Source organism: Kosakonia pseudosacchari (assembly GCF_015167415.1).
GTDB lineage: Bacteria > Pseudomonadota > Gammaproteobacteria > Enterobacterales > Enterobacteriaceae > Kosakonia > Kosakonia pseudosacchari.
On sequence record NZ_CP063425.1, the window covers coordinates 2,611,889 to 2,638,725 of the forward strand.

26 protein-coding genes and 1 pseudogene are annotated in these 26,837 nt (G+C 51.6%); 13 read left to right on the forward strand and 14 right to left on the reverse strand.

Annotation, left to right across the window (positions count from 1 at the left end):
* Positions 1-3 precede the first annotated feature (3 nt).
* The 4 genes from trpCF (at position 4) to IP581_RS12240 (ending at position 4,751) form a co-directional block, all read left to right on the forward strand.
* Positions 4-1,362: a bifunctional indole-3-glycerol-phosphate synthase TrpC/phosphoribosylanthranilate isomerase TrpF gene (trpCF, locus tag IP581_RS12225; protein ID WP_193820499.1), complete on the forward strand. Its 1,359-nt coding sequence runs from the start codon at positions 4-6 to the stop codon at positions 1,360-1,362.
* Between the two features lie 12 nt (positions 1,363-1,374).
* A complete protein-coding gene (gene trpB, locus IP581_RS12230; protein ID WP_086868667.1) occupies positions 1,375-2,568 on the forward strand; it encodes a tryptophan synthase subunit beta in 1,194 nt (397 codons plus the stop codon).
* Positions 2,568-3,377 carry a tryptophan synthase subunit alpha gene (gene trpA / locus IP581_RS12235; protein ID WP_193820500.1) on the forward strand — a complete coding sequence of 270 codons (810 nt, stop codon included), beginning with the start codon at positions 2,568-2,570 and terminating at the stop codon, positions 3,375-3,377. The genes trpB and trpA overlap by 1 nt, the downstream gene beginning before the upstream one ends.
* Before the next feature lie 132 nt (positions 3,378-3,509).
* Positions 3,510-4,751, forward strand: coding sequence for a chloride channel protein (locus IP581_RS12240; protein ID WP_228007759.1), 1,242 nt, complete (start codon positions 3,510-3,512; stop codon positions 4,749-4,751).
* A 294-nt stretch (positions 4,752-5,045) separates the two neighbouring features.
* On the opposite strand, the gene ompW is transcribed toward IP581_RS12240, so the two are convergent.
* Complete coding sequence (gene ompW, locus IP581_RS12245; RefSeq protein WP_086868663.1) at positions 5,046-5,681, reverse strand: outer membrane protein OmpW; 636 nt, start codon at positions 5,679-5,681, stop codon at positions 5,046-5,048.
* Between the two features lie 281 nt (positions 5,682-5,962).
* On the opposite strand from ompW, the gene IP581_RS12250 reads away from it, so the two are divergent.
* From IP581_RS12250 to yciA, 4 genes are all read left to right on the forward strand, one after another.
* Positions 5,963-6,367 (forward strand): YkgJ family cysteine cluster protein, encoded by a 405-nt coding sequence (locus tag IP581_RS12250; protein ID WP_086868661.1) that lies wholly within the window; start codon positions 5,963-5,965, stop codon positions 6,365-6,367.
* A 24-nt stretch (positions 6,368-6,391) separates the two neighbouring features.
* Positions 6,392-7,135, forward strand: a complete 744-nt coding sequence (locus IP581_RS12255; protein WP_193820502.1) for a YciC family protein — start codon at positions 6,392-6,394, stop codon at positions 7,133-7,135.
* Positions 7,136-7,186: 51 nt separating this feature from the next.
* Positions 7,187-7,729 carry a septation protein A gene (locus tag IP581_RS12260; protein WP_016495852.1) on the forward strand — a complete coding sequence of 181 codons (543 nt, stop codon included), beginning with the start codon at positions 7,187-7,189 and terminating at the stop codon, positions 7,727-7,729.
* Positions 7,730-7,829: 100 nt separating this feature from the next.
* Complete coding sequence (gene yciA, locus IP581_RS12265) at positions 7,830-8,228, forward strand: acyl-CoA thioester hydrolase YciA (RefSeq protein WP_086868656.1); 399 nt, start codon at positions 7,830-7,832, stop codon at positions 8,226-8,228.
* A 28-nt stretch (positions 8,229-8,256) separates the two neighbouring features.
* Here the strand turns inward: yciA and tonB are convergent, their stop codons facing one another.
* The gene (gene tonB, locus IP581_RS12270; RefSeq protein ID WP_193822689.1) at positions 8,257-8,976 is read right to left on the reverse strand and encodes a TonB system transport protein TonB; all 720 of its coding nucleotides are present in this window, start codon (positions 8,974-8,976) and stop codon (positions 8,257-8,259) included.
* 221 nt (positions 8,977-9,197) lie between these two features.
* Between tonB and IP581_RS12275 the strand changes: the two genes are divergently transcribed.
* The gene (locus tag IP581_RS12275) at positions 9,198-9,494 is read left to right on the forward strand and encodes a YciI family protein (protein ID WP_016495849.1); all 297 of its coding nucleotides are present in this window, start codon (positions 9,198-9,200) and stop codon (positions 9,492-9,494) included.
* A 178-nt stretch (positions 9,495-9,672) separates the two neighbouring features.
* Here IP581_RS12275 and IP581_RS12280 read toward each other — a convergent pair whose 3' ends face one another.
* The 3 genes from IP581_RS12280 to IP581_RS12290 all read right to left on the reverse strand — a co-directional run bounded on the left by IP581_RS12280 (position 9,673) and on the right by IP581_RS12290 (position 10,889).
* A complete protein-coding gene (locus IP581_RS12280) occupies positions 9,673-10,011 on the reverse strand; it encodes an SMR family transporter (RefSeq protein ID WP_086868654.1) in 339 nt (112 codons plus the stop codon).
* 18 nt (positions 10,012-10,029) lie between these two features.
* Positions 10,030-10,650: a LysE family translocator gene (locus IP581_RS12285; RefSeq protein ID WP_193820503.1), complete on the reverse strand. Its 621-nt coding sequence runs from the start codon at positions 10,648-10,650 to the stop codon at positions 10,030-10,032.
* Between the two features lie 65 nt (positions 10,651-10,715).
* Positions 10,716-10,889, reverse strand: coding sequence for a YciY family protein (locus IP581_RS12290; RefSeq protein ID WP_017457170.1), 174 nt, complete (start codon positions 10,887-10,889; stop codon positions 10,716-10,718).
* A gap of 140 nt (positions 10,890-11,029) precedes the next feature.
* On the opposite strand from IP581_RS12290, the gene cls reads away from it, so the two are divergent.
* Both cls and IP581_RS12300 read left to right on the forward strand, forming a co-directional pair.
* Complete coding sequence (gene cls / locus IP581_RS12295) at positions 11,030-12,490, forward strand: cardiolipin synthase (protein WP_016495845.1); 1,461 nt, start codon at positions 11,030-11,032, stop codon at positions 12,488-12,490.
* A gap of 30 nt (positions 12,491-12,520) precedes the next feature.
* Positions 12,521-12,850 (forward strand): HI1450 family dsDNA-mimic protein, encoded by a 330-nt coding sequence (locus IP581_RS12300; protein ID WP_016495844.1) that lies wholly within the window; start codon positions 12,521-12,523, stop codon positions 12,848-12,850.
* Positions 12,851-12,970: 120 nt separating this feature from the next.
* On the opposite strand, the pseudogene tnpA reads toward IP581_RS12300, so the two are convergent.
* The 7 genes and pseudogenes from tnpA to IP581_RS12335 all read right to left on the reverse strand — a co-directional run bounded on the left by tnpA (position 12,971) and on the right by IP581_RS12335 (position 20,731).
* Positions 12,971-13,430: pseudogene (gene tnpA, locus IP581_RS12305) on the reverse strand (IS200/IS605 family transposase).
* A 184-nt stretch (positions 13,431-13,614) separates the two neighbouring features.
* A complete protein-coding gene (gene oppF, locus IP581_RS12310; RefSeq protein WP_016495843.1) occupies positions 13,615-14,619 on the reverse strand; it encodes a murein tripeptide/oligopeptide ABC transporter ATP binding protein OppF in 1,005 nt (334 codons plus the stop codon).
* Positions 14,616-15,629, reverse strand: coding sequence for an ABC transporter ATP-binding protein (gene oppD, locus IP581_RS12315; protein WP_045513483.1), 1,014 nt, complete (start codon positions 15,627-15,629; stop codon positions 14,616-14,618). Before oppD ends, oppF begins: the two co-directional genes overlap by 4 nt.
* Before the next feature lie 11 nt (positions 15,630-15,640).
* A complete protein-coding gene (gene oppC / locus IP581_RS12320; RefSeq protein ID WP_086868649.1) occupies positions 15,641-16,549 on the reverse strand; it encodes an oligopeptide ABC transporter permease OppC in 909 nt (302 codons plus the stop codon).
* Positions 16,550-16,563: 14 nt separating this feature from the next.
* The gene (gene oppB, locus IP581_RS12325) at positions 16,564-17,484 is read right to left on the reverse strand and encodes an oligopeptide ABC transporter permease OppB (RefSeq protein ID WP_016495840.1); all 921 of its coding nucleotides are present in this window, start codon (positions 17,482-17,484) and stop codon (positions 16,564-16,566) included.
* A 128-nt stretch (positions 17,485-17,612) separates the two neighbouring features.
* The gene (gene oppA, locus IP581_RS12330; protein ID WP_025263594.1) at positions 17,613-19,244 is read right to left on the reverse strand and encodes an oligopeptide ABC transporter substrate-binding protein OppA; all 1,632 of its coding nucleotides are present in this window, start codon (positions 19,242-19,244) and stop codon (positions 17,613-17,615) included.
* Between the two features lie 848 nt (positions 19,245-20,092).
* Positions 20,093-20,731, reverse strand: a complete 639-nt coding sequence (locus IP581_RS12335; RefSeq protein ID WP_370447798.1) for a YchE family NAAT transporter — start codon at positions 20,729-20,731, stop codon at positions 20,093-20,095.
* Positions 20,732-21,217: 486 nt separating this feature from the next.
* On the opposite strand from IP581_RS12335, the gene adhE reads away from it, so the two are divergent.
* On the forward strand, positions 21,218-23,896 hold the full coding sequence (gene adhE, locus IP581_RS12340; protein WP_086868647.1) for a bifunctional acetaldehyde-CoA/alcohol dehydrogenase: 2,679 nt from the start codon (positions 21,218-21,220) through the stop codon (positions 23,894-23,896).
* Positions 23,897-23,961: 65 nt separating this feature from the next.
* Here the strand turns inward: adhE and tdk are convergent, their stop codons facing one another.
* A complete protein-coding gene (gene tdk / locus IP581_RS12345) occupies positions 23,962-24,576 on the reverse strand; it encodes a thymidine kinase (RefSeq protein WP_193820504.1) in 615 nt (204 codons plus the stop codon).
* Positions 24,577-25,122: 546 nt separating this feature from the next.
* On the opposite strand from tdk, the gene hns reads away from it, so the two are divergent.
* Positions 25,123-25,536 (forward strand): histone-like nucleoid-structuring protein H-NS, encoded by a 414-nt coding sequence (gene hns, locus IP581_RS12350; protein WP_017457162.1) that lies wholly within the window; start codon positions 25,123-25,125, stop codon positions 25,534-25,536.
* 273 nt (positions 25,537-25,809) lie between these two features.
* Here hns and galU read toward each other — a convergent pair whose 3' ends face one another.
* On the reverse strand, positions 25,810-26,721 hold the full coding sequence (gene galU / locus IP581_RS12355; protein WP_086868643.1) for a UTP--glucose-1-phosphate uridylyltransferase GalU: 912 nt from the start codon (positions 26,719-26,721) through the stop codon (positions 25,810-25,812).
* Positions 26,722-26,837: the final 116 nt, after the last annotated feature.

Consider the following 26,837-nt stretch of genomic DNA (forward strand, 5'->3'; position numbering starts at 1 on the left):
AAAATGCAGACCGTTTTAGCGAAAATCGTCGCCGATAAAGCCGTATGGGTAGCGGCGCGCAAGGAGCAACAACCGCTGGCCAGTTTTCAGAACGATGTCGTGCCAAGCACGCGTCGCTTCTACGATGCCCTGCAAGGTGCGCGGACAGCGTTCATTCTGGAGTGCAAAAAAGCTTCGCCCTCCAAGGGCGTGATCCGCAATGATTTTGACCCGGCGCGCATTGCAGCTATCTACAAACATCATGCGTCGGCGATTTCCGTGTTGACGGATGAAAAATATTTCCAGGGCAGTTTTGATTTTCTGCCGATTGTCAGCGGCATCGCGCCGCAGCCAATCCTGTGCAAAGACTTTATTATTGACGCTTATCAGATTTACCTGGCGCGTCACTACCAGGCAGACGCGTGCCTGCTGATGCTTTCGGTACTCGACGATGAGCAGTATCGCCAGCTTGCCGCTGTCGCGCATAGCCTGAATATGGGCGTGCTGACGGAAGTCAGTAATGAAGAGGAATTGCAACGCGCTATCGCGCTGGAAGCGAAAGTGGTCGGCATCAACAACCGTGACCTGCGCGACCTTTCCATCGATTTGAACCGCACCCGTGAACTCGCACCACGCCTTGGCACGGGCGTGACGGTTATCAGCGAATCTGGCATCAACACTTATGCCCAGGTGCGTGAACTCAGCCATTTTGCCAATGGGTTTCTGATTGGTTCCGCGCTGATGTCCCATGACGATCTTGATGCGGCGGTGAAACGCGTTTTGCTGGGTGAAAACAAAGTCTGCGGGCTGACCCGCCCGGAAGATGCGCAGGCAGCACATCAGGCCGGCGCCATTTACGGCGGCTTGATCTTCGTTGCCAGTTCTCCGCGCGCCGTAACGCAAGCGCAGGCGCAAGCGGTGAAACAGGCCGCACCGCTACAATATGTCGGGGTGTTCCGCAATGCAGATCCAGAAGAGGTAGTGGCTAACGTTAACGCGCTGGATCTGGTTGCCGTCCAACTGCATGGCGATGAAGATCAGGCTTATATCGATACGCTGCGCGAGCGTCTGCCAGCGAAGACGCAAATCTGGAAAGCGCTCAGCGTTGGCGACAGCCTGCCCGAGCGGCGCTTCCGGCACGTCGATAAATACGTGTTTGATAACGGCCAGGGCGGCAGCGGTAAAAGTTTCGACTGGTCGCTACTGGCAGGCGAACCGCTGGATAACGTGATCCTGGCCGGTGGCCTGAGCGCAGACAATTGCGTGCAGGCGGCGAAAACCGGCTGTGCCGGACTCGATTTTAATTCAGGCGTGGAGTCGGAGCCGGGTATCAAAGATGCCAGCAAACTGGCCTCGGTTTTCCGCACACTGCGCGCTTATTAAGGAAAGAAGATAATGACGACACTACTGAATCCCTATTTTGGCGAGTTTGGCGGAATGTTCGTTCCGCAAATCCTGATGCCGGCGCTGCGCCAGCTCGAAGAGGCCTTTGTCAGCGCGCAGAGTGATGCCGAGTTTCAGCAACAATTTAACGACCTGCTGAAAAACTACGCCGGACGCCCGACCGCGCTGACCAAATGCCAGAACATTACCGCCGGCACGCGCACCACGCTTTACCTCAAGCGTGAAGATTTGCTGCACGGCGGCGCGCACAAAACCAACCAGGTGCTGGGTCAGGCGCTGCTGGCAAAACGCATGGGCAAAACCGAAATTATCGCCGAAACGGGGGCGGGTCAGCATGGCGTGGCATCGGCGCTGGCGAGCGCCCTGCTTGGGCTGAAATGTCGCATTTATATGGGCGCGAAAGACGTTGAACGCCAGTCACCTAACGTGTTCCGCATGCGCTTAATGGGTGCGGAAGTGATCCCGGTACATAGCGGCTCCGCCACGCTGAAAGATGCCTGTAACGAGGCGCTGCGCGACTGGTCTGGTAGCTATGAAACCGCGCACTATATGCTGGGAACGGCGGCGGGTCCGCACCCTTTCCCGACCATTGTTCGCGAATTCCAGCGCATGATCGGCGAAGAGACCAAAGCGCAGATCCTTGAAAAAGAGGGACGTCTGCCGGATGCCGTTATCGCCTGCGTGGGCGGTGGTTCTAACGCGATCGGTATGTTTGCCGACTTTATCGACGAAACCTCGGTCGGCCTGATTGGTGTGGAACCGGCAGGTCACGGTATTGAAACTGGCGAGCACGGCGCACCGCTGAAACATGGCCGCGTGGGCATCTATTTTGGCATGAAGTCACCGATGATGCAGACAGATGAAGGCCAGATTGAAGAGTCTTACTCCATCTCTGCAGGTCTAGATTTCCCGTCTGTTGGGCCGCAGCATGCCTACCTCAACAGTACCGGGCGTGCCGACTATGTTTCCATCACCGATGACGAAGCGCTGGACGCATTCAAAACCCTGTGCCGTCATGAAGGCATCATTCCGGCGCTGGAATCCTCGCACGCCCTCGCCCATGCGCTAAAAATGATGCGCGAGAACCCGGACAAAGAGCAGTTGCTGGTGGTGAACCTTTCCGGGCGCGGCGACAAAGACATTTTTACCGTACATGACATCCTGAAAGCGCGAGGGGAAATCTGATGGAACGCTATGACAATTTATTCAAACAGCTAAACGCGCGCAAAGAAGGTGCATTCGTTCCCTTCGTCACGCTGGGCGATCCCTCCCTGGAACAGTCGCTCAAAATCATTGATACGCTGATTGAAGCGGGTGCGGATGCGCTGGAGCTGGGGATCCCGTTTTCCGATCCGCTGGCTGACGGCCCGACCATTCAGAACGCCACGCTGCGCGCTTTTGCTGCTGGAGTGACACCGTCACAATGCTTCGAAATGCTGGCGGCCATTCGCCAGAAGCACCCGACAATCCCTATTGGCTTGCTGATGTATGCCAACCTGGTTTTCAGCCGGGGTATTGACGAATTCTATGCCCAGTGTGCAAAAGTCGGCGTTGATTCCGTGCTGGTGGCAGATGTGCCGATTGAAGAGTCCGCACCGTTCCGCCAGGCGGCGTTGCGCCACAATATCGCGCCTATCTTTATTTGCCCGCCAAACGCGGACGACGATTTGCTGCGCCAGATTGCCTCTTATGGCCGGGGGTATACCTATCTGCTTTCGCGCGCCGGGGTAACAGGCGCGGAAAACCGTGCGGCGCTGCCACTGCACCATCTGGTGGAAAAACTTACCGAGTATCACGCTGCGCCTGCGCTGCAGGGCTTCGGTATTTCCGCACCAGATCAGGTTAGCGCAGCCGTAGAAGCGGGTGCCGCCGGGGCGATTTCCGGTTCAGCGATTGTGAAAATCATCGAGAAAAATCTCGCCAACCCGACGGCAATGCTGGCTGAACTGAAAGCCTTTGTGCAGAGCCTGAAAGGCGCTACTTTACCGCGTTAACCTCCCGCACCGCCTGTTGATGCAGGCGGTGCTCTTTCCTGTTTATCCCCTCATTTTCCTGGCGCATTGTTAAAAGGTTCATCTTTTCTGTGGAATAATAATCCGAAAAATAAGGATGCCGATAAAAACACCATGCGTGAGATCCCTGATTCTGGCTGGCAACGTCGCTGGCTGGCCCTGCTGCTGACCGGGTTACTTTCCGGTGCGGCGGGCATGTTGATTGCCCTTCTGCTGCATGCCATCCAGCACCTCGCTTTCGGTTATAGCCAGCAATCGCTGATCGGTGGCGCTCCCTTTCTGCAGGGCGTAACGGATGCCAGCGCCCTGCGCCGTTTTACTTCCCTTGCGGCTGCGGGTGTGGTGGCAGGCTGGGGCTGGTGGCTGCTGGCGCGCTATGCAAAAAAACGCGTTAGCGTGGTCGCTGCGCTAAAAGATGTTCAACGCCCGATGCCCGCTTTCACCACCTTAACCCATGCGCTGTTGCAAGTTGTCACCGTAGCGATGGGCTCACCGCTCGGGCGGGAAAGCGCCCCGCGTGAAGTCGGCGCTCTGTTTGGCGAAAGAGTTGCAAGGCATATCGGATTAAATGCACAAGAGACCAGATTATTGATCGCCTGCGGCGCAGGTGCCGGTCTGGCGGCGGTGTATAACGTCCCGCTGGCGGGCGCGATTTTCACCCTTGAGGTTCTGCTGGTCACGATAAGTTGGGATGCGGTCATTGCCGCCATTGTTACCTGCGCGCTTGCCGCATTTGTGGCGTCGCTGGTGCTAGGCAACGAGCGACAGTATCTCTTTACCGCTCCCACAGCGCCCCTCTCTTTGATTATCTGGGCGACCCTGTCCGGCCCGTTGTTCGGCTATGCCGCCAGTCTGTTCCGGCGGATGACAAAAAGCGCGCGGGCCCAGGTGAAAAGCAACTGGCAGATGCCGGTCTTCTGTTTTATCGCTTTTGTCTGCCTCGGCTTGCTCGCTATCTGGTTTCCACAATTACCAGGCAATGGCCGCGGACCGGTACAACTTAGTTTCGGCGGAGACGTTACGCTGCCGCTGGCGGCAATGTTGATTGGGTTGAAAGTGCTGAGTATCTGGATGGTACTGCGTAGCGGAGCCGAAGGTGGCCTGCTCACGCCAGGGCTGGCGATCGGAGCCCTGCTGGGCGCGTTGATGTTCCTGCTGGTGGGGCAATTTTTCCCCGATGGCAGTATGGCGGAATTCGCCCTGACTGGCGGCGCGGCTTTTCTCGCCTCATCCATGCAAATGCCACTCACCGCCATTGTGCTGCTGCTGGAATTCACCGGCATGGATTTCAGTTTTTTTGTGCCGTTGACCCTCTGTGTAGCGGGTGCGTATATGACCTGCCGCTATTGCGAGTAGCGCGTTCGGGGCGTTCGTTTATGGCGCGGGATGATGTGTCAGCGGGCTTGTCACGAATACGCCGATAGCGGCGCGAAAGCGTGCTACAGGTTGGCATTCGTAATGCGTCATCTCACTTTCGGCCTCGCAAATTGTCTCTGCGTTTCGTTGCTTAAGACGCACAGGATATGCTTGTGGGGCTCTTTGCGTCTGATGTGCGTAGCGTGATGGTGTTGGAAGCGGTTAAATAGGCTGGTGATAGGGCGTAGAAATGCGTGGAAACTGGTTATCGGGAAACCAGTTTCCACAATACGCTTAAAAACGGTAGCCAGCAGAGAACATAAACACCCACGGATCCAGGCGAGTATGTACGCTTTGTTGCTCACCATTGGCTTTAAAACGCACATCCGTATCGATATCCATCCACCAGACTGACATATTAATCAGCCAGTTGCGGTTGATTAAGTAATCCACACCGGCTTGTCCCGCCACGCCCCAGGAGTCTTTCAAGCTCAAATCCGACAGCCCGGCCGCTTTCCCGGTATCGTTAAACTTCTCATCAAAGAAAGTGGTGTAGTTTACCCCTGCCCCAAGGTACGGGCGCAGTTTGCTCTGTGAATCACCGAAATACCACTGCGCCATTAATGTCGGCGGCAGGTGGTGCACAGTGGCGATGTCGCCGGTTGGACCGGTGCCAACGCGATGGCGAAACGGCGTCGCGGCGAGTAATTCAACGCCGATGTTGTCGGTCGCCATCCAGCTCATCGTAACGCCAAGTTGGGTGTTATTGCTGACATTAAAACTGCCCAGAGCGCCTAAAACGTTATCAGAACCTTCCGTCGGACGTACCGTCGCGGAACCGGCTCGAATGAAAAACTCGCCAGCTTCATGCGCGTATACCCCTGTCGAAAGACTACTCAGGATCAATGCTGCCACGGCTAACTTCTTCATATCCACTCCATGTTTAAGGTTTTTATCGCGCCGTGAATATACCTATAACTGAGTACAAAGTGATCCAACACAGATCACACTTAACCCCGTAATTTAACATTCATTGATCTGGGTTAATTTTCACTGCTCGTTACACTCATTAACTTTTGTATTTAAATCAATTTTCGCTTTGTGAGATGGTTAAAAAAATACCTGTTCGTCCATCTTGTGCGCATTCTGCAGCAGCGATAATTTATTGGCCTGACAATTGATGTTGATGCGTCGTTAAGTGCAGGTGTGCTATGAGTGATATGAATCCGTGCATGTCGTGCGGAGCCTGTTGTGCGTATTTTCGAGTCTCTTTCTATTGGGCTGAAGCGGATGACGCTGGCGGCCCTGTCCCGGCTCACCTCACCGAGCCGCTAACCCCCTTTCTGCGCTGTATGAGCGGAACCAACCAAAAGCAGAGCCGCTGCACGGCGCTACAAGGTACGCCAGGCGAGTCGGCCAGTTGCAGTATTTATGAGAACAGACCGTCGCCCTGCCGGGAATTTGCGATGTCCGGCGAAGACGGAAAGGTCAATGAAGCCTGCGATCGTGCTCGCGCGCGCTACGGTTTAGCGCCTCTTTACAAAGATATGCTTTTCCATACAAGCAGCGATGCTGCCACTGAGCGTGTATTCGGGGTACAATTGCCCGCAATTTAACACCGCTATACTCAAGGAGAGTGCATGTCTATCACGGCGAAGTCCGTTTACCGTGACACGGGGAATTTTTTTCGTAATCAGTTCGTTACTATTCTTCTGATTGCATTGCTTTGTGCGTTTATCACGTTCTTGCTTGGGAGCGCCTTTAAGCCCAGTGAAGAGCAACTCTCCATTTTAAGTGAAGGGGATAACCTTGCAGGCAGCGTCGGGTTGTTTGAACTGGTGCAGAATATGACGCCGGAGCAGCAACGAGTGCTGCTGCGCGCCTCTGCAGCGTCGACATTTTCCGGCCTTGTTGGCAATGCCATTCTCGTTGGTGGCGTACTGCTGATGATCCAGATGATTTCTGCGGGTCAGCGCATTAGCGCCTTGCGGGCGATTGGTGCCAGTGCGCCACTGTTGCCGAAGCTATTTTTACTCATCCTGCTGACCACGTTTATCGTGCAAATCGGCATTATGTTCGTGATTGTCCCGGGCGTCATTCTGGCGATCCTGCTCGCTTTCGCCCCGGTGATCCTGGTGCAGGATAAAACAGGGATTTTCGCTGCCATGCGTAACAGCATGCGCCTTGCCTGGGCGAATATGCGTCTTGTCGCGCCGGCGGTGATAGGTTGGTTGCTGGCGAAAACATTACTGCTGCTGTTCGCACATAACTTTGCGGTGTTCACTGTAGAAGGAGGCGAAGTCATTGCCAATACGCTGAGCAACCTGATTTCAGCGGCGCTGCTGGTTTATCTGTTCCGCCTCTATATGTTGATGCGTTCGTGATTGTTCCGGTTGCCCGCGCCTGCGGGCAACCCCTTATGATGGAATCGTAGAATGAAGCAGTTTCTTGATTTTCTGCCGTTGGTGGTCTTTTTCGCCTTTTACAAACTGTACGATATCTATGCGGCGACCACGGCGCTGATTATCGCGACCGCTATCGTGCTGATTTACAGCTGGGTGCGTTATCGCAAAGTAGAAAAGATGGCGCTGATTACTTTTGTGCTGGTCGCCGTATTCGGCGGGCTGACCCTTTTCTTCCATAACGATGAGTTTATCAAATGGAAGGTGACGGTGATTTACGCCCTGTTCGCTGCCGCGCTGCTCTTCAGCCAGTGGGTCATGAAAAAGCCGCTGATCCAGCGCATGCTTGGCAAAGAGATCGCGCTGCCGGAGGCCGTTTGGGGCAAACTGAACATCGCCTGGGCTCTGTTTTTTATTTTGTGTGGTCTGGCGAATATCTACATTGCCTTCTGGCTGCCGCAAAATATCTGGGTGAATTTCAAAGTGTTTGGCTTAACCGCCCTGACGCTACTCTTCACCGTGTTAAGCGGTGTTTATATCTACCGCCATATGCCCGCGCAGGACGACAAATCCTGAGACTAAAAGCCAGGCCAGCGCGCCTGGCTTTTTTCTTTCCGAACGCCCCGCATTCGTAGTAGCATCCCGCCATAAATCCCTCATAGCAGAAGAGATAACAATGACAACCCCTCAGGACACTCCCCAGGGAGAGCTTGTTTTACGCACATTAGCAATGCCAGCAGACACCAATGCCAACGGCGATATTTTCGGCGGCTGGTTAATGTCACAAATGGATATTGGCGGGGCAATACAAGCCAAGGAAATTGCGCATGGTCGCGTGGTGACGGTGCGCGTTGACGGCATGACTTTTCTTCGCCCGGTCGCGGTGGGCGACGTGGTATGCTGTTATGCACGCTGCGTTAAACGAGGCAACACCTCAGTGACCATTAATATTGAAGTGTGGGTGAAGAAGGTCTCATCCGAGCCAATTGGTCAGCGTTATAAAGCCACGGAAGCGCTGTTTATTTACGTCGCCGTGGATAACGAAGGTAAACCGCGCCCGCTACCGCAGGACTAAGAAAAAAGCCTCCTTGCGGAGGCTTTTTTTATTCCATTGAAGCACCGCCATTCAGGCGGAACACAATATTCACAATTAATCCCGAACCCGGTTTCCCGGACTCATAACGCCATTTTCGCATTGCCGCTTTTACTTCGCGCTCAAACATATTCGCTGGTTGCGCCGACAATACTTCAACGTTCTCAACGCGGCCATCAGCGGTGACATCAAACTTCACTTTTACCCGGCCTTCAATACGCAGCGCTTGTGCGCGAGCCGGATACTGCGGCTGATTGCGGCTCAGCGCACGCGGGCCGGCAGGAACCGCTGGCGCTGGCTGGGTTGCCGCCGACGGCGTCGGATTCGCGACCGGACGCGCGGGCGCGTTATTCTGGAACGGCGAGGCCGGTTGCGGCGTTGCCGGTTTCACTTCGCGCTTCGGCTGCTCGATCTTTTTCTCCGGTTTCGGTTTTGGCTTAGGTTTTGGCTGCGGTTTGGTTTTTTCAATCACCACTGGCGCTTCTTTCGGTGGCTCAGGAACGGGTTCCGGCTCGGGTTCCGGTTCAGCCACCGGCTCCGGCGGTTGAGCAACCTGGGGAGGCTCCAGATCGGCAGGCGAAACCATCGTTACCGTAATAGGCTGCGCGGGCGCAGGAAGTTCAACGACCTGATGTACCGATGTATAGAGCAGACCCGCCACGACGGCGCCGTGAATACCGACGGACAATAGCGTTGGCCAGGGAAAGCGGCGAGGTAAATCAAGAGTCATTGAAGTCATAATCGTGTCAGTTAAAAAACCAGAGCTAGATTTTAAATGCAAATAGCAATCATATTCAACAAGCCATCGTATGCGCAGGTGATTTAGTCGGGTAAATGGATAAAAAAGCCGCATACTTTGCATGGATGTTACTGCCATTGCCATCTTTACATTGCAGTCATTTCACCTTTCACATAGGGTATGGCTTTCTTATTCTGTAAGGAGTTCTGCCCGTGCTGTACGTTATTTTTGCTGAAGATATTGCTGACTCGCTCGAAAAACGTTTGTCCGTGCGCCCTGCCCATCTGGCGAGACTGCAACTGCTGCACGATGAAGGCCGCCTGCTGACTGCTGGCCCAATGCCGGCTGTCGACAGCAACGATCCAGGGGCTGCGGGTTTCACTGGCTCGACGGTGATTGCTGAGTTTGAATCGCTGGAAGCGGCGAAGTCCTGGGCAGAAGCCGATCCTTACGTCGCTGCCGGGGTTTATCAGAACGTGACAGTGAAGCCGTTCAAGAAAGTATTCTAAAAAGAAAAGACCCGCCCCGGCGGGTCTTTTACGTTACCGGTGGTTCAGAACCAGGCGACACGTCACATCCTGCTGGTGAGTTCAGCGCCTACGCAAATCGCGGCGTATTAGCGCGATCGCCCACCTGTTGCGAAATATATATCGACAGGCAGATCGCTGAGGTCTGGCATTTTATTATTTAATGCCCAATGCTTTTGGAAAAAAGATTAATAATCACCACCCCGGCGATAATTAACCCCATCCCCATGATTGCCGGCATATCCAGTTTTTGCCCATGTACCAGCCAGCCAGCAAGACCTATCAGCACAATACCCGCACCTGACCAGATTGCATAAATCACCCCGGTAGGAAGAGTGCGCATCGTAATTGTCAGGCACCAGAACGCAATGCAATACCCGGCAATGCTGATAATAGCGGGTAATAAACGGGTAAAGCTGTCGGAAGATTTCAGCGCCGTGGTGGCAATAACTTCCATCACAATGGCGATACTGAGAAAAATAAAGGCTTCTTTATTCATATAGGTTACCGAACAATTTTAACGTTTACTGAGCGCCAGACGGGTGGCAAACAGCAAAAAGACCATGCCCGTACAACGATCCATCCAGCGTATGACTTTTTCTTTACGCAGGAATGACGCTAATGGGCGCGTGGCAGTAATCAACAGCGTCGACCAGCAGGTGCCCAGGAAAAGATGAATAAAAACCAGGCCAAACGTCCATGCGATCGGCGGTTGTCCCTGCGGGATAAACTGCGGCAAAAATGAGACATAAAAAATGCCCACTTTCGGGTTAAGCACATTGCCGAACATCCCTTTGATAAACCAGTTCTGCGATTTTGTTTCGCTTGTAGCTACTGAAACAAACGATCGGCGCGGGCGCAGCAACATATTCAGACCCAACCAGCATAAATAGGCGGCACCGCAATATTTGAGGATGTTGTACGCCAGTTCAGACACGGCGATCAGCGCGCCCAGGCCAAATGCCACCATTGCGCCCCAGATAAGGCAACCGGTGTTGATTCCCATCTGTGCTTTAAACGCCTCTTTGCGCCCTTCAACTGTCGCGGTGCGCAGTATCAGCGCCGTGTCCAGCCCCGGTGTTAATGTCAAAAGCGTGGCGGCGAAGGTAAAAGCCAGCAGATTATCCATTACCGACATACGGCAATTCCCTCTTTAGCATTAAGCCCAGAAACGATCGCGGGCACCTGTTCGGTGCCCGGATTTTAAAGATCGTAAATAGCGAATAACAGCACATTACGATGACGGTTTACGCCACATTTCCTGATGGCGTGGATGCGCATATTGCGACGTGATTGCGCTTCCAGCCAGCGTGCTTTACGGCGGCTCATCTGCCGCAGCATACGCCAGCGCCCCACTTCCGTTCGACTACGCTTCATTTTTACAACTCAAAACTTAACAGAAACGCCATTATAGTCCGTCAACTTCGCCAGGCCAGCGCTTTTCAGCGTTTTTATTTGCCAGATGAATGCGGATGCGTACACTCATGAAATACGTTTTTTTAAAAGGATTTTTATCTATGTCCGCTTTTTACACGGTAATGAGTTGGCTGATTGTCTTAGGTTACTGGCTACTGATTGCTGGTGTAACACTGCGCATATTGATGAAACGCCGCGCTGTCACCTCTGCCATGGCGTGGTTATTGATTATTTACATCCTGCCGCTGGTTGGGATCATCGCCTATCTTTCCCTTGGTGAACTGCATCTTGGAAAACGTCGCGCCGAGCGCGCCCGCGCTATGTGGCCTTCCACCGCCAAATGGCTGAATGATTTAAAAAATTTCAAACATATTTTTGCGACAGAAAACAGCGGTGTGGCGTCATCGCTTTTCAAGCTCTGCGAGCGACGCCAGGGGATTGCCGGGGTTAAGGGCAACCAGTTGCAGTTACTCACCTCGACCGATGATGTGATGCAGGCATTGATCCGTGACATTCAGCTCGCCCGCCACAATATCGAGATGGTGTTCTACATCTGGCAACCTGGCGGAATGGCGGATCAGGTGGCCGAATCGTTAATGGCCGCAGCGCGCCGCGGTGTACACTGTCGCTTGTTGCTGGATTCTGCTGGCAGCGTTGCCTTTTTCCGCAGCCCGTGGGCAACCATGATGCGAAACGCCGGCATTGAAGTGGTCGAGGCGCTGAAAGTGAATTTGATGCGTGTTTTCCTGCGCCGCATGGATTTACGCCAGCATCGAAAAATCGTGTTGATTGATAATTACATCGCCTACACCGGCAGCATGAATCTGGTCGATCCGCGTTTCTTTAAACAAGATGCTGGCGTCGGTCAGTGGGTCGATTTAATGGCGCGGATGGAAGGTCCAATCGCCACGGCAATGGGGATTGTTTACTCTTGCGACTGGGAAATAGAAACCGGAAAACGCATTCTTCCACCGCCACCTGATGCCAACATCATGCCTTTTGAGGAGGCCAGCGGGCACACCATTCATACCATTGCTTCCGGACCAGGGTTTCCGGAAGATCTAATCCACCAGGCATTGCTAACCGCCGTCTACGCATCACGCGAATATTTAATTATGACCACGCCCTATTTCGTGCCCAGCGACGACCTGCTGCATGCGATTTGTACGGCAGCGCAGCGCGGTGTGGACGTGAGTATTATTCTGCCGCGTAAAAACGATTCGCTGCTGGTCGGCTGGGCCAGCCGGGCCTTTTTTGGCGAGTTGCTGGCCGCAGGCGTAAAAATTTACCAGTTCGAAGGCGGTTTGCTGCATACCAAAAGCGTGCTGGTTGATGGCGAACTGAGTCTCATCGGTACCGTGAATCTGGATATGCGTAGCCTGTGGCTGAATTTCGAAATTACGCTGGTGATTGACGATGCTGGTTTTGGTGGCGATCTGGCGGCCGTGCAGGATGATTACATCTCCCGCTCCCGCTTACTTGATGCCCGTTTGTGGGTAAAACGGCCGTTCTGGCACCGCATTGCTGAACGACTGTTTTACTTCTTCAGTCCGTTGCTGTAAAACGTGCCCAACAGACGTGAAGAGGTAATCATGGAAATGGATCTGAATAATCGCCTGACCGAAGACGAAACCCTTGAGCAGGCTTACGACATCTTCCTCGAACTGGCAGCGGACAATCTCGACCCGGCGGACATCATTCTTTTCAACTTACAGTTTGAAGAGCGTGGCGGCGCTGAGTTGTTCGATCCGGGCGAAGACTGGCAGGAACATGTGGATTACGATTTAAACCCGGACTTCTTCGCTGAGGTAGTCATTGGCCTTGCGGATACCGACGGCGGCGAAATCAATGACATCTTCGCACGCGTCTTACTGTGCCGCGAAAAAGATCACAAACTTTGCCATATTCTCTGGCGCGAATAAGCGCGGAAAGAAATAAATATCCTCCGGCATAGCCGGAGGTTTTTCAGATGCGCCTGTAAGGCTCTGTTACCAGCCGCGCCCTAACAGGCGCATACGATCTGACATTTGCATCAAACTTCTTTACTTACGGCCCGTAAACGGGCTGCCCGGATAAGGGATCGACAATTGCTCGCCCATTTTATCCTCTGCAAGCTGGTGCTTTATGTATTCCTGTATCTTCTCCGTGTTCTTCCCTACCGTATCTACGTAATATCCCCGGCACCAGAATTCCCTGTTCCTGTATTTGAATTTCAGATCGCCAAACTGCTCATAAAGCATCAGACTGCTTTTCCCTTTCAGATATCCCATAAAGCCGGATACGCTCATTTTGGGCGGGATTTCCACAAGCATATGGATATGATCTGCGCAGCATTCCGCTTCCAGGATCCGTACGTTTTTTCCACTCACACAGCTTTCTTAAAATGCTGCCTATCGCCAGGCGTTTCTCTCCGTAGAACGCCTGTCTTCGGTATTTTGGCGCAAAAACTATGTGATATTTACAGTTCCATCGGGTGTGCGCTAAGCTCTTTTCGTCCCCCATCGGGCCCCCCTTTTGATTTCTTGTTGAACTTTTGCAGTTGCCAGACCGCAAGCTGTTTTAACAAATCAAAAGGGGTTTTAATAACTGGCTTAAAGCTGAAAGCTTTCCGGAACCCCCAGCCTAGCTGGGGGTTTTCTATAGACAAAAAAGGGCTGACAGTTGTCAGCCCTTTTTTATGCGTGGATTATAGCGGGTCGACTTTCAGACAAGAGACCGCATGACGGAAGCTACCCTCGAGCACCGGACGCGTCTGTGCACATTCAGGCCCGGCAATCGGGCAGCGAGTACGGAACACGCAGCCCGACGGCGGGTTGATTGGTGACGGCAAATCCCCTTCCAGCAGCTGTATCGTCTTGTTCTTTTCCCGATCCGGGTCCGGAACCGGCACCGCCGACATCAGCGCTTTGGTATACGGATGCAGCGGGTTCTGGTACACCTCGTCATAAGTGCCAAGCTCTACAGCATGACCGAGGTACATTACCAGCACACGGTCGGAGATATGCTTCACCACCGCCAGGTCGTGGGCGATAAAGATCAGCGACAGCCCCATTTCACGTTGCAGTTGTTGCAGCAGGTTAACGACCTGCGCCTGAATTGACACATCCAGCGCGGAAACCGGTTCATCACAAATAATCAGTTTCGGTTCGAGGATCAGCGCGCGGGCAATACCGATACGCTGACACTGTCCACCGGAGAATTCATGCGGATAGCGGTTTATCAGGTTCGGCAGCAGCCCCACTTTCATCATCATCGTCTTAACGCGGTCGCGCACTTCCTGGCGCGACATTTTCGGATGATAGGTGCGCAGCGGTTCGGCGATGATTTCACCGATGGTCATACGTGGGTTCAGTGATGCCAGCGGATCCTGGAAAATCATCTGGATATCACTGCGGACGTCGCGCCACTCTTCCTGCTTCATTCCCAGCAGATCTTTACCCAGCCAGGCCACTTTTCCGTCGGTGGCTTTCACCAGACCAATAATGGCGCGAGCAAAAGTCGACTTACCGCAACCGGATTCTCCCACCACGCCGAGGGTTTCCCCTTCGTACAGACGCAGCGTAACGCCATCAACTGCTTTCAGGGTTTTCGGCGGTTGCCAGAACCACTGTTTGCCATCTTTAATGTCGAAATGCACCTTTAAATCGGCGATTTCTAGCAGCACTTTTCTCTCGTCAATCGCAGTATTCATACCAGTTCCTCCACCGATTTAAAGCAGGCGCGCAAACGGCCCGGGGCAAACTCCTCCAGCGGTGGAGCACTGTTACAGATTTCCATCGCGTGCGGGCAGCGCGGCTGGAACGGGCAGCCTTTCGGCAGACGCAGCAGGTTCGGCGGGTTGCCCGGAATGGTCAACAACGCTTCGCCCTCCGTGTCGAGGCGCGGTACCGCGTTCAGCAGGCCGATCGAGTACGGATGCGATGGCTGATAGAACACATCACGCGCTTTGCCATACTCCATGGTACGGCCAGCGTACATCACCAGCACTTTGTCACAGATACCGGCGACAACACCTAAGTCATGGGTGATCATAATGATTGCGGTGTTGAATTCGCGTTTCAGCTCATTCAACAGGGTCATGATCTGCGCCTGAACAGTCACGTCCAGCGCGGTAGTCGGTTCATCGGCAATCAACAGTTTTGGCCGGCACAATAACGCCATTGCGATCATTACACGTTGGCGCATACCGCCGGAAAATTCGTGCGGATACATGCGCATGCGTTTACGCGCTTCCGGCATTTTTACCGCGTCGAGCATTTTGACGGACTCTTCAAATGCTTCCGCTTTGTTCATGCCTTTGTGCAACATCAGGACTTCCATCAACTGCTCACCCACGCGCATATACGGGTTCAGCGAAGTCATCGGGTCCTGGAAAATCATCGAGATCTGCTCGGCGCGCAGTTTGTTCAGCGCCTGCTCCGGCAGGTTAAGGATCTCTTTGCCGTTGAACGTCGCCGAGCCGCCAATGCGCCCGTTCGCCGCCAGTAACCCCATCAGCGCAAACGCTGTCTGGGATTTACCGGAACCCGATTCACCCACGATACCCAGTGTTTCACCGGCACGCAGCGAGAAGTTAAGGTCATTCACCGCGGTGACATCGCCATCCGGGGTCTGGAAGGTAACACGCAGATCTTTCACGTCCAGCAGGAGATTGGATTGCTGCTGCGTCGCCGACGCGAATGAGGTTTCAGTTATGCTCATAACAGCACTCCTTAACGGTCTTTCGGATCGAGGGCATCACGCAGGCCATCGCCGATAAAGTTAAAACAGAACAAAGTGATAACCAGGAAACCTGCCGGGAACAGCAGCAACCACGGCGACACTTCCATTGAGTTCGCACCGTCGCTTAACAGCGCGCCCCAGCTGCTCAGCGGCTCCTGGGTGCCCAGACCGAGGAAGCTCAGGAAGGACTCGAACAGGATCATGCTTGGCACCAGCAGTGAGGCATACACCACCACCACGCCCAGCACGTTTGGCACTATGTGGCGCACAACGATATTGGCGGTAGAAACTCCGCCCACCTGCGCCGCTTCGATAAACTCTTTACGTTTCAGGCTTAAGGTCTGGCCGCGCACAATACGCGCCATATCGAGCCAGGAAACCATACCGATAGCAACAAAGATGAGCAGAATGTTTTGCCCAAAGAATGTCACCAGCAGGATCACGAAGAACATAAACGGGAAGGAGTTGAGGATCTCCAGCAAACGCATCATCACCGAGTCCGTTTTACCGCCCAGGTAGCCGGAAAGTGAACCGTACAGCGTCCCCAGGATAACGGCCACCAGCGCGGCAGCGATACCCACCATCAGCGAGATACGCCCGCCGATCGCCACACGCACCAGCAGGTCGCGACCGGAAGAATCAGTACCAAAATAGTGACCGGACTCCATATCCGGCTGGCTGGACATCATGCCCCAGTCGGTATCGAAATAGCTAAACTGCGACAGCATCGGCGCTAATGTCACAAACAGGGCTATCAGCAGTAATACGATCAGACTCGCCACCGCAGCACGGTTATGCATAAAGCGACGGCGCGCATCCTGCCACAGGCTTCGTCCTTCGACTTCAAGTTTCTCACTGAAGTTTTCCAGCGCCTCGCTGTTTTTCTTACTTAACATCATGGCGAACTCCAGTATTAATAACGGATCTTCGGATCGATAACGGCATACAGCACATCAACAATCGCGTTAAACAGAATGGTCAGCGTGCCAACCAGGATGGTCAGGCTCAGCACCAGCGAATAGTCACGGTTCAGCGCGCCATTAACGAACAGCTGGCCAATACCCGGCAGACCATAAATGGTCTCGATAACCATGGAACCGGTAATGATGCCGACAAACGCCGGGCCCATATAGGAGAGCACTGGCAGCAGTGCGGGTTTGAGCGCATGACGGAAAATGATCCGGCGCATCGGTAAACCTTTGGCACGCGCAGTGCGAATAAAGTTTGAGTGCAGGACTTCAATCATCGAACCGCGAGTGATACGCGCGATGCTGGCAATATAAGCCAGTGATAACGCCACCATCGGCAGGATCATGAATTTCAGTGCTCCGCCATTCCAGCCGCCCGCGGGCAGCCACTTCAGCACGATGGCGAAGATCATCACCAATAATGGCGCAACAACGAAGCTCGGGATAACGACCCCGGTCATTGCCAGCCCCATAACCGTATAGTCCCACCGGGTGTTCTGGTTAAGCGCGGCGACGACACCGGCCGTAACGCCAAAGACAATCGCCAGAATAAAGGCCGCCGCACCTAATTTTGCGGAAACCGGGAAGCTTGCCGCTACCAGGTCATTCACGGTGTAGTCTTTGTATTTGAATGACGGCCCGAAATCGAAATGCGCCAGCTGTTTCAGATAACTGAAATATTGCGTAGTGATCGGGTCGTTTAAATGATATTTCGCTTCAATATTCGCCATAACCTCTGGCGCCAGCGCACGTTCACCGGTAAATGGACTTCCCGGCGCGAGACGCATCATAAAGAACGAGATGGTAATAAGAATGAAAAGTGTTGGGATCGCTTCAAGACAGCGACGTAGGATAAATTTCAACATTGCCCGTACCTTCTGGCCTGTGCCTTTTACACATTCTCTTTCAGGCGGTTAAGCCTGCGACCGATGTGTGTTCTGGTGCGATAAAATAAGACACTGTGGGGCAGGTCGCCCTGCCCCACTCATTGCCATTAATGCTTGATAATATACAAGTTTTTAACGTAGATATTATCCATCGGGTCTTTACCGGTGTAACCACCAACCCAGGTTTTCACCAGACGGGCGTTCACGTAGTAGTAAACCGGAACGATCGCCGAGTCTTTATCCAGTTGCTGTTCAGCTTTGGAATAAAGTTCGCTGCGCTGTGCTTCGTCAGTCACTTTCAGCGTGTCGCCGATCAGCTTGTCAAACGCCGGGCTCTTATAGTGCGCGGTGTTGTTGGAGCTGTCAGAGAGCATGGTATTCAGGAAGGAGGTCGGCTCGTTGTAGTCCGCACACCAGCCCGCACGTGCAACATCAAAGGTGCCCTGATGGCGCGTGTCGAGGAAGGTTTTCCACTCCTGGTTTTCCAGCTTCACGTCTACGCCAAGGTTTTTCTTCCAGATGGAAGCCACAGCGATCGCCAGTTTTTTATGCAGATCGGAAGTGTTATACAGCAGGCTGAACGACAGCGGTTTGTCTGCGGTGTAGCCCGCTTCGGCCAGCAGTTTTTTCGCTTCAGCGTTGCGCTGTTCCTGGGTCATTTTGAACCAGGCCGGTTCAGTCAGTTTTGCACCATCGGTGTACGGCGGCGTGTAACTGTATGCCGGTAGATCGCCCTGGTTTTTCACTTTGTTGACGATGATGTCGCGATCCAGCGCCAGTTTCAGCGCGGTACGAACGCGAACGTCAGTGAACGGGGCTTTCTGGTTGTTGATTTCGTAGTAGTAAGTGCACAGGTACGGGTCAACGTGTACTTCTTTAGGGATCTCTTTTTTCAGTTTCTGGAACAGTTCGATCGGCATGTTGTTATAAGTCATGTCGATTTCGCCGCTGCGGTAGCGGTTAACGTCTGTCACTTCAGAAGAGATTGGCAGGTAAGTGACCTGGTTAATAACGGTTTTCGCGTTATCCCAGTAATTGGTGTTGCGCTCAAGAACGATACGTTCGTTGACCACCCAATCTTTCAGTTTGTAAGCACCGTTGGTCACGATGTTAGCCGGCTGCGTCCATTTTTCGCCGAATTTTTCAATGGTGGCTTTAGGCACAGCGGAAACAGATGGGTGAACCAGCAGTTTATAGAAATAAGGAACCGGCTCGCTCAGGGTAACTTCGAAGGTGTAATCATCAATTGCTTTTACGCCAAGATCGCTGGTCGGTTTTTTGCCAGCGATAACATCGTCGATATTGGCGATGTGACCGTACTGCAGATAGCTCGCATACGGAGAGGCGGTTTTCGGATCCGCCAGGCGCTGCCAGCTATAAACAAAATCATGCGCCGTTACAGGCGTACCGTCGGACCATTTCGCGTTTTTACGCAGATGGAAGGTCCAGACTTTAAAATCTTTATTATCCCATGTCTCTGCGACACCGGCAGTCGGATGCCCCTGAACATCGGAGATCAGCAGACCTTCAAACAGGTCGCGGTTGATGTTGGATTCAGGAACGCCTTCGATTTTATGCGGGTCGAGAGATTGCACCTCAGAACCGTTGTTACGAACCAGCGTTTGCTTCTCCGCCAGTTGAACTCCTGCCGGTACGTCGGCAGCCATTGCCGCATTACCGGTAATTAGCGCAGTCAAAATCCCCGCAGCTACCAGACTTTTCTTTGTGATGATGGACATTGTGTTGTTACTCCACTCATTATAATTACTGACGTTCACGCCAGCGTGTTTCATCCCCTGTTGGGGGCCTGTATAGCGCAGGAGCTTTTTGGCGCTATCAGACATCTTTTTTTACTGCTGCTATCACCGACTTTTTTATTACGGACTGCTCAAACGGCAATCTTGCGTCGATTCTGTTACGCGTCTCCCCTGTCGAGACGCGCTGTATTCACTATGAGAATAGTTTTATATGAAAACGATTCTCATCTGAGCTGTTTATTCTGCAAATTATAAGGTCGAGAAACATAATGGGCGGAAAATAACAAATGCCCTCTTCTGCCGCCAATACATTTTGCAAATTTGTTAACCATTTCTCTTTTACGGCGCAGCATCAACCGCAAGGCGATAGCTTTTCAGCCTCCCTGTTACTTTTTTATCTATTATTATCAATGAGATAAATGAACACCACCACCGTGTGATGTTTTTCGACTGATGCTGTGCTTTTTTGCACAAAAAAGCAACAATTGACTACTTTTTAGCACATTCATCTGCGAGAAGATTGAAAGTACTAATATCATTTCAAGTATGTCACGGCAAGCCCAATAGTATGATGTGACAGAAATAACAGGTGTGATTGCGCGAATTCCGCACAGCAGAGATTCGTTATACTTATAATCCACTGATAGAAAAAAGATTTTCTGATTAGTGTAATTTATTATACTTTCTGCTGTTTTGCGGATTCGTCATATGTTTTGCTGATTTTGCGCGTTCCTTTACAGCGATTTTTCTCTATACAACGGCTATCGCTATATAAAAGAAAGCATAACGACAACCTTTTATTTCCTGGTCCTATTAAAGGAAGAAGTGAATCAGTTCAGCAAACCAGGAAATAGCGATCTCGCCCCGGCAACAATAAACTCAATACCGAGCGCCATGAGTAATAACCCCATAATACGTGTAATGACGTTAATACCCGTTTGCCCAAGCAAACGCACCAGCCAGGGCGCGATACGAAATAGCCCCCAGGAGCTGAGTGCAAACAGCGCGATCGCGACGGTGAAACCGATCAGATGCTCAACCGTGTGGTAGCGCGTTCCCCAGACAATCGTGGAACTGATCGCCCCCGGCCCCGCCATTAGAGGTAAAGCTAGCGGCACCACGCCGATACTTTCGCGGATGGCTGTCTCTGACTTCTCTTGTTTGTTCTGCTTATCTTCACCCAGTTTCCCGCTGATCATCGACATGGCGATAGTCACCACCAGAATGCCCCCGGCAATACGGAACGAATCGATCGAAATACCAAACAGCTGCAATATCGCATCCCCAAGAAACAGTGACGTCCAGAGAATAATGGCTACGGAAAGATTGGCGGTGAGATTCGTTTTATTCCGCGCGGCGGTCATCTGGTAGCTGGTCATGCTGATAAAGACCGGAATAATGCCGACCGGGTTGACCAACGCAAACAGGCCAATAAAAAATTTAAAATAGAGGGGAAGATCGAACACGATGTGCTCCACAGTAGGTTCCGTAACGTTGTCAGATAAATAACCTATCGGCGCGACAGGAAAATCCATGCAGAAGATACGCGTTTTCGCCGCGCAGTTCATCATGATTTCCGTGGAAATTCGCAGCAATACAGCATGTTATTCAGTTGTGGGAATTGTGATAATCTTAGAGCGCGCCTGGCCATATGCCATTAACATTTGCTACAAATGCCCAAAAACGGGCTGCTGAAAGGTGTCAGCTTCGCTGAAATTTGATGTAGATCACGCAATGCTTACTCAGAAGTGGGTAATCTTGATGGCACGAAAAGAGCTCAAAAGTGTCAGTAAGTGCGTTGTATCCTCGAGGCTCTTTCAGTAAATCAGTGGTGGATGGTTTAGCGTTAACTCTTTGTTTTTACGAAATTTACGCAACCTGCAGCCGGTCTGTCTATACTTTCCAATTAGGCAGCTGGTTTACTAAAAGAGTTTAAACATTATCAGGAGAGCATTATGGCTGTTACTAATGTCGCTGAACTTAACGCACTCGTTGAACGCGTGAAGAAAGCCCAGCGTGAATATGCCAACTTTACTCAAGAGCAAGTAGATAAAATCTTCCGTGCTGCCGCTCTGGCCGCCGCAGATGCTCGTATCCCGCTGGCAAAAATGGCGGTCGCCGAATCCGGCATGGGTATCGTTGAAGACAAAGTGATTAAAAACCACTTCGCTTCCGAATATATTTATAACGCGTATAAAGATGAGAAAACCTGCGGCGTGCTGTCTGAAGATGACACCTTCGGCACCATTACCATCGCAGAACCCATCGGCATTATCTGTGGTATTGTTCCAACCACTAACCCAACCTCCACCGCGATCTTTAAATCGCTGATTAGCCTGAAGACCCGTAACGCAATCATTTTCTCCCCGCATCCGCGCGCTAAAGATGCCACCAACAAAGCGGCTGATATCGTACTGCAAGCAGCTATTGCCGCTGGTGCTCCGAAAGATCTGATCGGCTGGATTGACCAACCGTCTGTTGAACTGTCCAACGCATTAATGCACCACCCGGATATCAACCTGATCCTCGCCACTGGCGGCCCGGGCATGGTAAAAGCGGCATACAGCTCCGGTAAACCGGCTATCGGTGTAGGTGCAGGTAACACCCCGGTTGTGATTGATGAAACTGCCGATATTAAACGTGCAGTGGCGTCCGTACTGATGTCTAAAACCTTTGATAACGGCGTTATCTGTGCTTCTGAACAGTCCGTTGTTGTTGTTGATTCTGTCTATGACGCGGTTCGTGAGCGTTTCGCCAGCCACGGCGGTTACCTGCTTCAGGGTAAAGAGTTGAAAGCAGTTCAGGACATTATCCTGAAAAATGGTGCGCTGAACGCCGCTATCGTTGGTCAGCCTGCTTACAAAATCGCTGAGTTGGCCGGTTTCACCGTTCCTACGACCACTAAGATCCTGATTGGTGAAGTGAAAGTTGTCGATGAGAGCGAGCCGTTCGCACACGAAAAACTGTCCCCGACGCTTGCAATGTACCGCGCGAAAGATTTCGAAGACGCGGTCGAAAAAGCTGAGAAACTTGTCGCCATGGGTGGCATCGGTCACACCTCTTGCCTGTATACCGACCAGGATAACCAGCAGGAACGTGTTTCTTACTTCGGTCAGAAGATGAAAACCGCGCGTATCCTGATTAACACCCCGGCTTCTCAGGGTGGTATCGGTGACCTGTATAACTTCAAACTCGCACCTTCCCTGACTCTGGGTTGTGGTTCCTGGGGTGGTAACTCCATCTCTGAAAACGTTGGTCCGAAACACCTGATCAACAAGAAAACCGTTGCTAAGCGAGCTGAAAACATGTTGTGGCACAAACTTCCGAAATCTATCTACTTCCGCCGTGGCTCTCTGCCAATCGCGCTGGATGAAGTGATTACTGATGGTCACAAACGCGCGCTTATCGTGACTGACCGTTTCCTGTTCAACAACGGTTATGCAGACCAGATTACATCGGTACTGAAAGCGGCCGGTGTTGAAACCGAAGTGTTCTTTGAAGTTGAAGCAGACCCGACACTGACCATCGTGCGTAAAGGTGCTGAGCTGGCGAACTCCTTCAAACCGGACGTGATTATCGCCCTGGGCGGTGGTTCCCCGATGGACGCCGCAAAAATTATGTGGGTGATGTACGAACATCCGGAAACCCATTTCGAAGAACTGGCGCTGCGCTTTATGGATATCCGTAAACGTATCTACAAGTTCCCGAAAATGGGCGTGAAAGCGAAAATGATCGCTATCACCACCACTTCCGGTACCGGTTCTGAAGTTACGCCGTTTGCGGTAGTAACGGATGATGCTACCGGTCAGAAATATCCACTGGCAGACTATGCTCTGACGCCGGATATGGCGATTGTCGATGCCAACCTGGTGATGGATATGCCGAAATCCCTGTGCGCCTTCGGTGGCCTGGATGCGGTAACTCACGCGCTTGAAGCTTACGTTTCCGTACTGGCTTCTGAATTCTCTGACGGCCAGGCGCTGCAAGCGCTGAAATTGCTGAAAGAGAACCTGCCAGCTTCTTACAACGAAGGTTCCAAAAACCCGGTTGCTCGTGAACGCGTTCACAGTGCTGCTACCATCGCCGGTATCGCCTTTGCCAACGCCTTCCTTGGTGTGTGCCACTCCATGGCGCACAAACTGGGTTCGCAGTTCCACATTCCGCATGGTCTGGCTAACGCCCTGCTTATCTGTAACGTTATTCGCTATAACGCGAACGACAACCCGACTAAGCAGACTGCGTTCAGTCAGTATGACCGCCCGCAGGCACGCCGCCGTTATGCAGAAATCGCCGACCATTTAGGTCTGACTTCTGCCGGTGACCGTACTGCAGCGAAGATCGAAAAACTGCTGGCATGGCTGGAAAGCATCAAAGCTGAACTGGGTATTCCGAAATCTATCCGTGAAGCTGGCGTTCAGGAAGCTGACTTCCTGGCCAACGTGGACAAGCTGTCTGAAGATGCGTTTGATGACCAGTGTACCGGTGCTAACCCGCGCTATCCGCTGATCTCTGAACTGAAACAGATCCTGCTGGATACTTTCTACGGTCGTGAGTACAAAGAAGGTGAAGTGGCAGCAGTGAAAGCTGAAGCTGCTCCAGTTAAAGCAGACAAAAAAGCGAAGAAACTCGCTTAATTGTTAACGCTAATAAAAAACCCGCTTCGGCGGGTTTTTTATTGCTAACGAGAGAAAACGAAAAGCTAACCTCTGGCACGTTGCTGAATCGTCGTTAAAGATCCTTCTAGCAGGGCTTCTTTGTAGTGTTTGCGGCACACGGATACATAGCGTTCATTACCGCCAATGACCACCTGTTCCCCTTCGTTATAAGGGCGCCCCGCTTGATCAAGGCGCAGCACCATACTGGCTTTACGCCCGCAGAAACAGATAGTTTTTAGCTCAACCAGTTTATCCGACCATGCCAGCAAATACTGGCTGCCCACAAATAACTCACCGCGAAAATCCGTGCGCAAACCATAACAGAGCACAGGAATATCCAGTTGATCGACAACTTCAGATAACGCATAAACCTGTTCACGCGTTAAAAACTGGCACTCGTCAACCAGCACACAGTGCACAGCTTGTTGTTGATGCTCAGCGTTGATTTCGTCAAACAACGACGAGTTGTGATTAAACAAACGCGCAGGTGAAGATAAACCGATACGAGAGCTAACCTTGCCTGCTCCGAAGCGATCGTCAATTTCGGCGGTATAAACCACCGTGCGCATTCCTCTTTCCTGATAATTGTAAGAGGATTGTAGTAACGCCGTTGATTTCCCCGCATTCATTGCTGAATAGTAGAAATAAAGCTGTGCCATTGCGTGCAAAACCCCAATCAAAGTGTGATATTCCCGGCGCGAAGTGTACCATATTTTATCTGGTCGTCCTGTCGTCGCTTCGCGAATGAAGTAAATCACTCCTCAATAGCGGACTCACACATATTCCAATAGTTAATCATCGGTGTTGTTACTGCCAAAGAAACAGCAATAAGAAATTCATGATCTTACAAATTTTTTAATCGGAACATTCTCACCCAAACATATGGAAATTATTAATAATTTAAGGAAGAAGCACTTTCCACACCGGAATACCCAAGGTCGATATTTATCCATAATGGCTATAAACGCGGATCGGATTAATCAGAAGTTAATGCATAAACACGCTGTCAGCGGCGCTGACAGTACATCGGTATAAGCGGTTTTTTTGTGCGTTTCTTCAAGAAAAATTTAAGTTAGCGATATTTATAAATCGACTTAATAAAGCGGCATTTTGAATTCCTTACATTCACAGCTATTGCACTGACGAAATTAACGCTCTATTATTAGCCCGACAAACCACCCCAATATAAGTTTGAGATTACTACAATGAGCGAAGCACTTAAAATTCTGAACAACATCCGTACTCTTCGTGCGCAAGCAAGAGAATGCACTCTGGAAACGCTCGAAGAGATGCTGGAGAAATTAGAAGTTGTGGTTAATGAGCGCCGAGAGGAAGAAAGCGCTGCCGCAGCCGAAGTTGAAGAGCGTACGCGTAAATTACAACAATATCGTGAAATGCTGATCGCTGACGGTATTGATCCGAACGAATTGCTGAACAGCATGGTTACCGCTAAGACCGGTACTAAAGCAAAACGTGCAGCACGCCCGGCTAAATATAGCTATGTTGATGAAAATGGCGAGACCAAAACCTGGACGGGTCAGGGTCGTACTCCGGCAGTCATCAAAAAAGCAATGGACGAGCAAGGTAAACAACTCGACGATTTCCTGATCGAAGAGTAATCAAGCCAGATTTCAAAGGATCCCGCCAACTGGCGGGATTTTTTTGACAAAGCACACATTCTCTTCACAAATATAGTGTATGGCATCTGGAATATACGTTTTTCAAATGCATATTGCTCAAATCCTGGGCAATTCATTTATTGTTTCGTGCTATATCTTCTGTGCAGCTTCGATGTAACCTTCTCATTCGGAACATTCAAAAATAAAAAAGGCCGGAGATAAGCAGTGCGCTGCACTATTATCTCCGGCCTTATTCCGGCTATAGAAAGCGTATTATGCTTTCCCGGCACCTACGGTTTCTTCGAGCCAGGCTTTAAATTCCGCACCCAGCGAATTGTGACGAATCCCGTACTCTACGAATGCGCGCATATAGCCAAGTTTATTACCGCAGTCATGGCTTTTGCCTTTCATATGATAGGCTTCTACGGTTTCTTTTTCGATCAGCATATCGATAGCATCGGTAAGCTGGATCTCATCGCCTGCTCCCGGAGGAGTTTTCGCCAGCAGCGGCCAAATTTCTGCGCTCAGAACATAGCGACCTACAACGGCAAGATTAGATGGCGCGACATTCGCTTTTGGTTTTTCAACCACCCCCACCATCGGAACGCTATCACCCGGATTCAGCGTTGCGCCTTTGCAATCCACCACGCCGTAAGCCGTAACATCATCCACAGGCTCAACCATGATCTGGCTGGCACCGGTTTCGTCAAAACGTTTAATCATCTCTGCCAGGTTATCCTGGGAGAGATCGGATTCATATTCATCCAGAATCACGTCCGGCAGAATAACCGCTACGGGCTCGTTACCGACTACCGGGTGTGCACACAATACAGCGTGTCCCAAGCCTTTCGCCAGCCCCTGGCGCACCTGCATAATAGTCACGTGCGGCGGGCAAATAGACTGAACTTCTTCCAGCAACTGACGTTTTACGCGTTTTTCCAACATTGCTTCGAGTTCGAAGCTGGTATCGAAGTGGTTTTCGATAGAGTTTTTAGATGAATGTGTTACCAGAACGATTTCAGTAATGCCGGCAGCGATACACTCATTTACGACATACTGAATTAATGGCTTATCAACCAGCGGTAACATTTCTTTAGGAATTGCCTTAGTCGCTGGTAACATCCTGGTTCCCAATCCCGCAACCGGGATTACTGCTTTAGTCACTTTCGAATTTATTGCAGCCATTGAAAATCTCCTGGACTGTCCATGCTTGAACATGTTCATGAATTAACTCGCGTCTGAGTATATCAGTACCAACCCATCGACCAGGTCTGAAAAGGACGCGCTTACATCTAATTAGG